Genomic DNA, 10,082 nt, shown 5'->3' on the forward strand with positions numbered 1-10,082 from the left:
CGCGCGGTCTGCTCCGCAGACACGACGCGCCGCCGCTACGCGGCGGAAGATGACAACGCACTCCGTGCGTTGTTCCCGGACTTCGTCCGGGGTCGCCGGTCCACTCCGTGGCCCGGGCAGTCAACTTCGTTGACTGAGGCCCGGATCGCTCCGCGATCCGGGCGGCGGGCCGTGCGGAGCACGGCCCTTGGCTGGCTACGGGTTGGGGTGGTCTTGCTGGGGTGTGTGGTGACGGGTCGTGAAGGCCGGGGCTTCCTACCTGTTCTCTGCTCCCTTGAGTCCCTGTCAGGAGGGTTCAGGGCTGGCAGGGACAGCTCTGCGCAGATGACAGACTGGCGGTTCGAAACCCTTCTGAGGTCAGCGTGCGTCATTCTTTATAGCCAGCTAGATTAAGGGAACCGACGCCCTGCCGCTGTCCCTGGGGTCGGTTGTCTGTGTCTTGGTTGTCTCTGAAAAATGCATGTTGCTGCACATGGATCCGGGTCTTTTCTGGCTTGGAAATATATCTGAAGCGGTTGAGGAGAGGAAAGTTCTGGTGACACTGAAGGAGTTGTTTCCGCATCAGGTGGAGGCGGTGGACGCGGTTCTGAGGGTCTTGCAGACGCCTGCGAGCGGACACCTGCCGGCTGAGGGGCTGCGGACCCAGGTGATCGCTGCGACCGGCTCCGGGAAGACCCTGATCGCCGTCGCGGCCGCCGAGAAACTCGGCGCGCGGCATGTCCTGGTCCTGGTCCCGACACTGGACCTGCTGACCCAGACCGCGGCTGCGTGGCGGGAGGGCGGCCGTGCGGGGGCGATGGTCGGGGTGTGCTCGCTCCGGGCCGACGACTCCGACGGTGTGCCGTGCACGACCGACCCTGGCGAACTCGTGGCCTGGGTAAGGGGGCTGGAGCGGGTGACGGTGTTCGCCACGTACGCCGCTGTCGGTCTTGGCATTCTCCAGCGTGCCCATGCTGTCGGACTTGGTGCGTTTGACCTGATGGTCCTCGACGAGGCGCACCGGACGAGCGGGTACGCCGGGAAGCCGTGGGCTGCGGTGCACGACCAGGCGAAGATGCCTGCGACCCGGCGGTTGTACATGACTGCCACGGCCCGGATCTGGGAAGCACCCGAGCACGCCCGGAGTGGTGAGAGCGGGGAGCCGCGGTTGATCGCGAGCATGGATCCGGGGTCGCGGGTATTCGGGCCGGTGGCGTACAAACTGACGCTCTCACAGGCGGTGAGCCGAGGGTTGGTGGCGCCATATCAGGTGGTGTGCGTCGATATTTCCGATCCCGAGTTCCATCAGCTGCGCCAAGAGGCCGGGCTCGGGTCGGACGCTGCACGCGGAGCGCGGCTCGCGGCACTGCAGACCGGGCTCGTAAGCGCGGCCGCCCAGGAGAACCTGCGCAAGGTCCTGACGTTCCACAGCCGGGTCAGCGAAGCCGAAGCCATGGCCACAGGCATCGTCGACGCAGCCCGGAAGCTCTGGGAAGACAACCCCAGGCGCTACCCGGAACCGGAGCGGGTATGGGCGGACTGGCTGTATGGCGAACACCCACCCGCCCACCGACGCGCCGTCCTGGAGGAGTTCGCCTCCGACGTCATCGAGGACCATGACCAGGCGCAGCTGGTGGAGGGTGGTGTTGGTGGGCGGGGTCTGGTGCCGGCGGCGTTGCGGGTGCTGAGCTCAGTGAAGGTACTGGGTGAGGGTGTCGATACCGCGAATTGTGATTCCGTCGCATTTTGCGATGCGCGGGGGTCGATGATCGATATCGTGCAAATGGTCGGACGTGCCCTGAGAATCAAGCCCGGTCAAGGGAAGATCGCTTCTCTGATTGTTCCGGTATTCCTCGCTCCGGGTGAAACACCGGACGAAATGCTGACCTCGGACGCCTACGGAACCCTCGCGAAGGTCCTCGGGGCACTGCGAGCACACGACACCGAAACGATCGAACACCTCGCCGATCCCCGTATCCGGAGCGGGAGTTGGCACCCGGAAGGAGTCGGTGAAGGCGAGGCGGAAGCTGAGCGGGAAGAGCCGGAGGGCGAGCGAGGGCCGAGTGCGCCGGCTCGGGGGCTGCTGAAGTTCAGCACACCCCGTGACCCGGCACTGCTGGCGCAGTTCGTGAAGCTGCGGGTCATCGAGCCGGAGAACACGTTCTGGCGGCGCGGAATCCAGGCATGCGTGCGGTACGTGAAGGAAACCGGGGCGCGGGAGCTGCGGGTGCCGTACGACTACATCACCCCCGATACCTGGGTGCCGGCCGGGTTCCCGCTGGGGACCTGGCTCGCCGACCAGCGCAAATCCCACAAGGCCGGACGCCTGGATGCGGGGCGGGTGGAACAGCTGGTCGGGCTGGGGATGGTCTGGTCGCACCAGGATGTCGCGTTCGAGGAAGGCCTCACAGCCGCCCGCGCCTGGGCCACCGTGCACGGGCATCTGTTGCCGCCCACGACTGCGGTCTGGGACGGGTATCCGGTCGGGACCTGGGCCAAGAACCAGCGCTTCGCCGCCCGGGCCGCGGATCAGATCGTGCAGCGGCGGCAGGCCGGCCTGGCTGTCGAGAGCAGTGCGGGTGCGCTGACCGAGGCGCGGCGCACGGCGCTGGAGGACATCGACCCGGGATGGTGCCCGGTATGGGACACGGGATGGCAGCGGTGCTTCCGGCTCATCCAGAGCCTCCTCGAGGACGGCGGGGTCTTGCCGGTGGCGGCCGGCAAAGTGATCGTGCAGGGCGAGGACCTCGGACGCTGGGTCACGGCGCAGCGGCACGGGTGGGAACAGCTCCTGCCCGCGCAGCAGTGGTTGCTGGACAACGTCCTCGGGATCGAACCCGCCGAAGAAGCAGAACAGCCGGTGCGGCGGACGCAGGACGATATGTGGGCGGTGAACCTCCGCGCCGCGCGGCAGTTCCATGCCCGGGAGGGGCATCTTCGGGTGCCGAGGAAGCACATCGAGCGCCTGGAAGGAGGTGCCGCGGTGGGACGCCAGAACGGCGCTGAGGAGCCTGTGACCGTACGGCTGGGCACCTGGCTCGACAACGTACGGAAGCGTGCCGACAGGCTCACCGAACAACGCCGAGCCGACCTGGATGCGCTCGGGATGCGCTGGTAGGGGTGGGTGTGCAGGAACCGTCCTTTGACCGGGCGGGGCTGTTCTTCGCTGTTTCGCCGGACGTCCTGATGCCGCTCGGGCCAGTCTGGGTGCCTGGGTAACAGCTGGAGGGGTGCGGGTGTCTGATGGTGGCGGGGTTGTCCGTGTCGGCGGTGTGGTGCCTGGGGTCTTTCGTGTTGCTCCTCTTGCCGGGGAGATGACGTCGTCGCTGATCGGCCGTGTCGCGGCCTGCTACGGGATGGAGGCGAAGGCTCTGTGGTCGTGCTGGCGGTGGCGTGGTTCGCGGCCCCGGCATGAGGGTGGGGGTGAGCGGGCGGATGGCGAGGTGGTGCTGAACGCGGCTGGGCGGGAGGTTCTGGCCCGGTTGTGCGGGGTCGGGCAGGAGGTTCTGGGGCGGGCGTTGCCGTCCTGGGGAGGGGAGGATGCCAAGTTCCCCGCCGGGGAGGGCGGGGAGCCGTTGGCGGTGTGGCGTGCCGGGGGTGCGGTGGTGGGGCCGGTCGCGTTCGGGTGCCGTCTGTGTACGGCCCGGCGTACGGGGGCGCAGGTGCGGGTGGTGCGGTACGCACCGCGGTGGGAGCGGGTGTGTGTCCGGCACAGGCGGTGGCTGCTGGACGCGGACGCCGACCAGCCTCACGAGTACCTCGATCTGCGGGGTCTTCCGGAAGTAGCCGCGGCGCAGCGGCGGTGGGCTGGTGTGGCGCGTCGTGCGGTGCGGGCCGGTGTGGGGTCTGGGGAGGTGTTCGCGCTGGCTTATGCGGTGGTGGCGCGGTGGTGGGAGGGGGCGTACGGGTGGGAGCGGGAGGAGATCTGGCCACGGCGCCTGCACCTGGTCGCGGGCGGTGACGCCGGGGATGACCTGGAGTGGTGGCGGGTGGTGGGGCGGGATGCGGTGATCTTCCCGGAGGTGGTGGCGGTCGCGGATGCGCTGCTGGATCCGGTCATGGCGCAGCTTGTGTGGGTGGACAGCGGGGGTGAACGGCCGTGGCCGCTGGGGGCGGACGGGGCGTTCTGCCGTCGTCTCGGCGGGCGGGTGGGACGGCCTTGGTTGGGGCCGTTGATCGCGGTCGACTACGGGGGTCCTCTGGTCGCGTGGAGGGGGCGGTTGTCCGCCTGCGCCGTCATCCCGAAGGGCGGCCGGGTCTGTATGCGCGGTTCGAGGAGAACGTGTGGTGGGTGCGGCAGGAGTACCAGCCGTCGACGATGGCCGCAGGGCTGCGGGTCTTGGCCAGGGAGAAGAAGATGCCCGGCTCGGGGACGAACTGGCGGGCCGTGGTGCCCGCCGAGCAGCGCTTTTTGATCACCAATCTCCTCGGGGAGGCCGAGGAGCAGCTGCAGCAGTTGCGCGGTGCGCAGGTCGGCACCACCGCGGAGGTGGCCCGGTCCATGCTGGAGGGCTTGAGTCGTGGCACGGATCTGCTCGACCAGGTGCTGCTGCGGGTCATGGTGGCCGGGGTGAACGCCGGGGTGAGGGTGGACGAGGTGGCCCGGTGGGCGCGGCTGTCCGAGGAGGAGGCGGTAGAAGTCCTCGGGACGTATCGGGGTGCGGACGACGAGTAGAGCCGGGGGTGGTCCGGTCGCTGCTTCTAGCGCATGGGGCGGCGGTCTGTGATCAGAACCCGTAAAACGTGTGCGGCGCGGTGGGGGCACCGGTGGGGTGGGTAAGTGGCATGGGTGTGATGGGCGGTCCTGAGAGGGCTGGGCAGCGGGACATTGCGGTCGGGGCGGGGTTCGAAGCCGTCTTCCTCGATCCGGTGGGGCAGGTGGTGCAGCAGCGGTGGGCGGACGCGGCTGTGGCGGTGGCTTTCGAGGGGCTGGATCCGGTGTCGGCGTTCCCGGTCGTGCCGGGGCGCAGGTGGGGTCCGGGCCTGTGGTGGTCGGCGACGACCTGCAACACCCCAGCCCAGAACCACCCACACACCCCAACCCACGCCAAGGCTGAATAGGAGCGCGTAACCTAGGTGCCCCACAGCCTGGGCGACCCTAGATAAACAGAGACCCTGCAGTCGGTGCCCTGGCCCTGACCGAGCATCCACGACCGACGGCGCGGCCGTACCGGACGCCACGTACAGCTTCGAAGTACGGCAACGCATCTGTCGTTCACAGTGCTGCCAGAACGAAGGTCAGCAGTGCCAGAGAGAGGGTGGCACTGCCCGCGAAGGCCACGGCGCCCCGTAGCAGGGCGCTGGCGTAGGTGGCTCCGTCGATGCGAGCAAGCAGGCCGGTCGCCGCTCCCACGAGAGTGCAGAAGAGCGCGACGACCGCCAGGAGCAGGGCCAGGATCATCAGGTGGTCGGGGGAGGTGTTCATTGCCTTCTCTCCGGTCGATTGACGATGCGACTTCGGCGAATTTCGCGGTTCTGGTGTTCACCGGGGTTCAGGGCGAACAAAGATGAACGAAGACGGTCGTCCGAGAGACGGAGAAGCAGGACATGGGGGACGTGCACGAGGATCCGTTGGCAGAGCTCGCGCTGCGGCTGCGCACCCTCAGGGCGCAGCGGGGTCTGCAGATGGGCGGGCTGCAGCAGCGGACCAGGCTGGGGCGGACAACGATCAGCCAGGCGCTGAACGGCCAAGTGGTGCCCTCCGAGGCCACGCTGATGGCCCTGGCGAAGGCGATGGGCACGGGTGTGGAGCCATTGCTGGCCCTTCGCGAAGCCGCTGCCCGAGTACCGCAGGTGTACCAGGGCTCTCCAAGGAGAGTCACCCGCAGGCCGGTGGGGCCCAGAGTGCAGCCCTCCTTCGAGGAGCGGTACCTCAGCTACGTGACGGAACGGCATTCCCAGCTGACCGTCGTAGGGCTGGACCTGAGCCGGCCGGAACGTGCGCGCTGGCCGCTGGACGCGGCGTACTTGAGCTTGGAACTGGCGGAGCGGGCGGAAGATTGGCCTGCAGGCAGTGAGGAATCGAACCGGCCATCCGTCGTGGTGAAGCGTGCCGAACACGCGTTGGCCGACTGCCGACGCGTGCTTCTGCGAGGGCTCGCCGGCAGCGGAAAGACAACGCTGCTGCAGTGGCTGGCTGTCGCCACGGCGCGCGATGAGCTGCCGGCAGAACTGGCGGACTGGAGGGGGCAGATTCCGTTCACCCTGCCGCTGCGGACGCTGGTGAGGCGTGGGCCCCTTCCAGAGCCGCAGGATTTCCTCTCTGCGGTCGGCACCCCCCTGGCCGCCTCACAACCTGAAGGCTGGGCCGATGCCGTACTCGCCCGGGGGGAAGCACTCGTCCTGGTCGACGGAATCGACGAGGTTCCTCAAGAGCACCGAGGCGCCACCCGGGACTGGCTCGAGCGGCTCTTGGCGGCCTACGAGGACGCACGCTTCGTGGTCACCACGCGTCCGTCCGCTGTACCCGAAGGCTGGCTGGCTTCGTCGCGCTTCACCGAACTGTCAGTACGGCCTATGAGTGCCGCTGACATTGGACTCTTCGTCGGCCGGTGGCATACCGCCGCCCGGCACAGTGCAGCAACCGACGCCGAACGATCACAGCTGCATGATCTCGAAGCAGCGCTCCAGGTGACAGTGCGTGCTCAGCGTGACCTGGCGCAGTTGTCCAGCACACCCCTGATGTGCGCGTTGATCTGCGCGCTGCACCGGGACCGCCGCGGTCACCTGCCCCACAGCCGCATGGAGTTGTACGAGGCAGCGCTGTCGATGCTGCTCGTGCGCCGTGACCTTGAGCGCAGCATCGATGTCCCGGAAGGCATTCAGCTCACCGAGCACCAGAGCATCCAGCTACTGCAGCGTCTGGCCTACTGGCTCATCCGCAACCGCCAGACCGAGATGGACCGGGCCACCGCGATGGCCCTGGTCGACGACGCTCTGCCAGCTATGCCGACTGTGGCCGAGCAGGGCACTGCCGACCAGGTCCTGACGCATCTGGTCGGCCGCAGCGGGCTGCTGCGCAAGCCCACCATGGACACCATCGACTTCGTCCACCGCACCTTCCAGGACTATCTCGGGGCAAAAGCCGCCATCGAGGCCCACGACTTTCCGCTGCTGGTCAACAATGCCCATGACGACCAGTGGGAGGACGTAATACGCATGGCCGTTGCCCACGCCAGGCCTGTTGAAAGCGCAGATCTGCTACGCCGCCTCATTGAACGCGGTGATGCTGAGAACGAGCACCGGCCCAGGCTGCACCTCCTGGCGGCCGCCAGCATGCACTACGCCACCGAAGTCGCCCCTGACACGCGCCATAAGGTCACGGCGCGCGCCGCAGCCCTGATGCCGCCCCGCACTATCCAGGAAGCAAACACCCTGTCCGCGCTGGGTCCCGGCATTCTGGATCTACTGCCACCCACCGCCGACGGACTGCCCGAAGACGAGATCATTGCCGTGTTCCGCACTGCCGCAGCCATGGGCGGCGACCAAGCTTATGCGTACCTGCAACATTTCGTCCCGACTGTCGCCCCCTCGGTGCCGCGCCACGAACTGATGCTGGGCTGGACCAACTTTGAGGCAGCCGATTACGCCCGCGACATCCTCCGCCTTGTCCGGGATCGCCTGCATGTCACCGTCCGGACTCGTGCGCAGTTTGACGCTCTCCCGCTGCTGACACCGATCGAACTCATCTCGTTCGAGCTGGCACTCACCCCGTCAGAGATCCTCGAGCATCTTTCCCCGGAACACACCACATCCCTATCCCTCCGGCCCATGGAGGAGCCCTCTCTGCACAGTCTGTCGTTCGTTCGGTCTCTGGCCGCGCTGCGCTCGTTGGCTCTTGGCCCCTCGACACCCGTCGACGGCCTACACCATCTCGCCGGACTGCCCCTGCAGGAGCTGAACCTGCTGGACCTGCCTGAGGGTTTCTCCTTCCAGGCGCTCAACAATCTCCCACAGCTGCGTGAACTGCTGCTCTATACCGTCCTGCCGTGGAGAACGCTGCATACCCTGCCCGCCTCGCCAACTCTCACAAGGCTTTGGCTCGGCGGCCAGATAGAGGCCTCCATCACCGGCATCGCCCAGTGGGCCATGCTCGAAGACGTTGTCGTCAACCATGTCATGGACGCAGTGGAATGGGCCGAGCTCGCCGAGCTGCCTCAGCTGACCAGCCTTCAGGTCACCGACGCCGACTTCGCCAACGCCCCCCTCATGGCCACCGTCAATCGTCTCGTGCTCTCTGTGTCTCGGTCCGACATCCGCCTCGACCTGATCCCGGACCAGTTTCCGAATCTTGAGCAGCTATGGATCAACGCTCTCGCAGACGTTGCCTACGATCTAGCCCCTCTCCAGTCCCTTATGAACGTGGAGATCCGCCTCTACAACGCCGATCGCATCTCGCTCACCGGTCTGGAGGGGTTCGCTCCGGAACGATTCACGCTCTTCCCCCGTCCACGGCCCATCCAGACGTGACCGTCAGCCGCCGCCGAACGCCACTACGCCACCACGCAGCGGGCAGCCGCCAGTGCCGACGATCCCGTGGTCGGAGCGAACGCCCTGGCGTTCCGGACCCCTTCCGCAACTTGAGAAAGGGGGTCGACGAAGAGGAGTAGGCGAGGCTACTAGCGTCCTCCCCTGCTCACCGAGCTGCTGCCGAAGCTGCGCCCGTACCGGGAGGCCCCGGTCGGGTGGCCGGTGCACTGCGCGAGGGAGGACCGAGGAGTCCTAGCGTGGCCCTTCCCGGCAGTCAGCGCTGGGGCGTTCGCGCTCCTACGCGCTGAAGTATCCGCCAGCCGTTGGGGTGGACTGGGCTGCGGTGGCCGAGGGTGAGGACTCGGCGGCGGGCTCCGGCTCCGGCTCATCGACCACCGGCGCGACCTCGACGGCCGTGAGTACAGCCTCCGCCTCGGCGACTACGGCCTCCTCCGTCGCGGGCGCGGCCTCGGAGGTCACGACCGTGGCCTGGGAAGCGGCGACGGCACGGCGGTCGCGGTAGTCCTTCAAGACCTTCCACCCAGCCACCGGCACGCCGACGGCAAGGGCACCGAGAATGAAGGCTCGCCGCTGGCCTAGCCGCCGCCCGAGCTGGACGTAGGCCGCCCGTAGGGCATCAGGGCCTCCTAGCTTGCGTGCCTCCGCGCTGAGTTCCGAGTAGTCCCACACCGCGCTCCCCCTCACCTTTCGCTGCTGTCCAGTAACGGCCTGATCATCCCAGGGCCAAGCTGGCGGATCAGGACAATCGGCCTACCGGACCCTGGATCTGAGGGCGGGGCGTTGTCGAAGCTGCGACCGCACTCTCACCGGCGGCCCCCCGCTCCCTGGCACACGCGGGCGTAGCGCAGCGCGGCGAGGGTGTAAGGCAGGTGGTGTTCGGCGGCGTCGCGTAGCCCCACCGCCTGGTCGTCGTCGACCGGGGCCGCCGGCGACGTCGCCGCTGGGTCGGCGGCCGGAGCCGGGGCCGGGTCGGGCGCCGCCGTGGTCGGCGTGGTGCTCCAGAGTCGAGGCGGCTGAACGGATTGACGTGGGTCCAGAACAGCACAGGGCCCGCCGGTCGGCATCGGTGAGGGTGTCGGCCCACTTCTCATCGGCAAGGACCTGCTCAGCAGCGTGTTGACAGGTACACCCACGCTGACTGGGGGGTGGCCGATGGGACTGTGCTGGGTATCGGGCACCGTCGGCACCCAGTGCACCGCGTTCTCGCGGAAGGAAGCGTTGAGCAAGGCGCAGCAGGCCTTCCACCGCGGCGTGCAGGCCCTCACGCAGTGGGTCGCGCGGGAAGGCGCCCACCGGCCCGTGCCACGCGGCCACAGCGAAGAAATCGCGGTCAACGGCGAGACGGAACCGGTGATCGTGAAGCTCGGGGTATGGGTCTCGAACACCAAAACGAGACGAGACAAACTCACCCAGGACCAGCAGGACTGAACCGCCCCGGGTTCGGTAGAGATCTCAGATTGTGGTTTTGGCCTGGGGTTTCGCGGTGGTGAGGTAGTAGTTGGTCTCGTATTCGACGGGTGGGATGTGCCCTATTTCACCGTGGAGTCGGCGGTGGCAGTACCAGTCGACCCACTCGGCCGTCGCGAGTTCGACTTGGGAAAGTGTCCTCCAGG

General features: G+C 67.7%; 6 protein-coding genes and 2 pseudogenes. 5 read left to right on the forward strand and 3 right to left on the reverse strand.

Features of this window, described 5'->3' with window-relative positions:
* Nucleotides 1-460 precede the first annotated feature (460 nt).
* The 3 genes and pseudogenes from ACWCQ6_RS34070 to ACWCQ6_RS34080 all read left to right on the forward strand — a co-directional run.
* Nucleotides 461-3,097, forward strand: a complete 2,637-nt coding sequence (locus tag ACWCQ6_RS34070) for a Helicase associated domain protein (RefSeq protein WP_451095915.1) — start codon at nucleotides 461-463, stop codon at nucleotides 3,095-3,097.
* A 1,089-nt stretch (nucleotides 3,098-4,186) separates the two neighbouring features.
* Nucleotides 4,187-4,654: a hypothetical protein gene (locus tag ACWCQ6_RS34075; protein WP_451095917.1), complete on the forward strand. Its 468-nt coding sequence runs from the start codon at nucleotides 4,187-4,189 to the stop codon at nucleotides 4,652-4,654.
* Nucleotides 4,655-4,773: 119 nt separating this feature from the next.
* Nucleotides 4,774-4,983: pseudogene (locus tag ACWCQ6_RS34080) on the forward strand (hypothetical protein); the annotation flags it as partial.
* A 211-nt stretch (nucleotides 4,984-5,194) separates the two neighbouring features.
* On the opposite strand, the gene ACWCQ6_RS34085 reads toward ACWCQ6_RS34080, so the two are convergent.
* Nucleotides 5,195-5,404: a hypothetical protein gene (locus tag ACWCQ6_RS34085; RefSeq protein ID WP_451095919.1), complete on the reverse strand. Its 210-nt coding sequence runs from the start codon at nucleotides 5,402-5,404 to the stop codon at nucleotides 5,195-5,197.
* Between the two features lie 122 nt (nucleotides 5,405-5,526).
* Between ACWCQ6_RS34085 and ACWCQ6_RS34090 the strand changes: the two genes are divergently transcribed.
* On the forward strand, nucleotides 5,527-8,448 hold the full coding sequence (locus ACWCQ6_RS34090) for an NACHT domain-containing protein (RefSeq protein WP_451095921.1): 2,922 nt from the start codon (nucleotides 5,527-5,529) through the stop codon (nucleotides 8,446-8,448).
* A gap of 297 nt (nucleotides 8,449-8,745) precedes the next feature.
* On the opposite strand, the gene ACWCQ6_RS34095 is transcribed toward ACWCQ6_RS34090, so the two are convergent.
* The gene (locus ACWCQ6_RS34095; RefSeq protein ID WP_451095923.1) at nucleotides 8,746-8,979 is read right to left on the reverse strand and encodes a hypothetical protein; all 234 of its coding nucleotides are present in this window, start codon (nucleotides 8,977-8,979) and stop codon (nucleotides 8,746-8,748) included.
* A 711-nt stretch (nucleotides 8,980-9,690) separates the two neighbouring features.
* Between ACWCQ6_RS34095 and ACWCQ6_RS34100 the strand changes: the two are divergent.
* Nucleotides 9,691-9,897, forward strand: a pseudogene (locus ACWCQ6_RS34100) (helicase associated domain-containing protein); the annotation flags it as partial.
* A gap of 24 nt (nucleotides 9,898-9,921) precedes the next feature.
* Here the strand turns inward: ACWCQ6_RS34100 and ACWCQ6_RS34105 are convergent.
* The coding region (locus tag ACWCQ6_RS34105) for an IS3 family transposase (protein WP_451095925.1) at nucleotides 9,922-10,082 on the reverse strand (161 nt) is incomplete at its 5' end.

The organism is Streptomyces sp. NPDC001880 (assembly GCF_053594575.1).

Coding starts and splice junctions, on each gene's coding strand:
- ACWCQ6_RS34070 (WP_451095915.1), top strand. CDS start 461: ATGTTGCTGCACATGGATCCGGGTCTTTTCTGGCTTGGAAATATATCT.
- ACWCQ6_RS34085 (WP_451095919.1), bottom strand. CDS start 5,404: ATGAACACCTCCCCCGACCACCTGATGATCCTGGCCCTGCTCCTGGCG.
- ACWCQ6_RS34090 (WP_451095921.1), top strand. CDS start 5,527: ATGGGGGACGTGCACGAGGATCCGTTGGCAGAGCTCGCGCTGCGGCTG.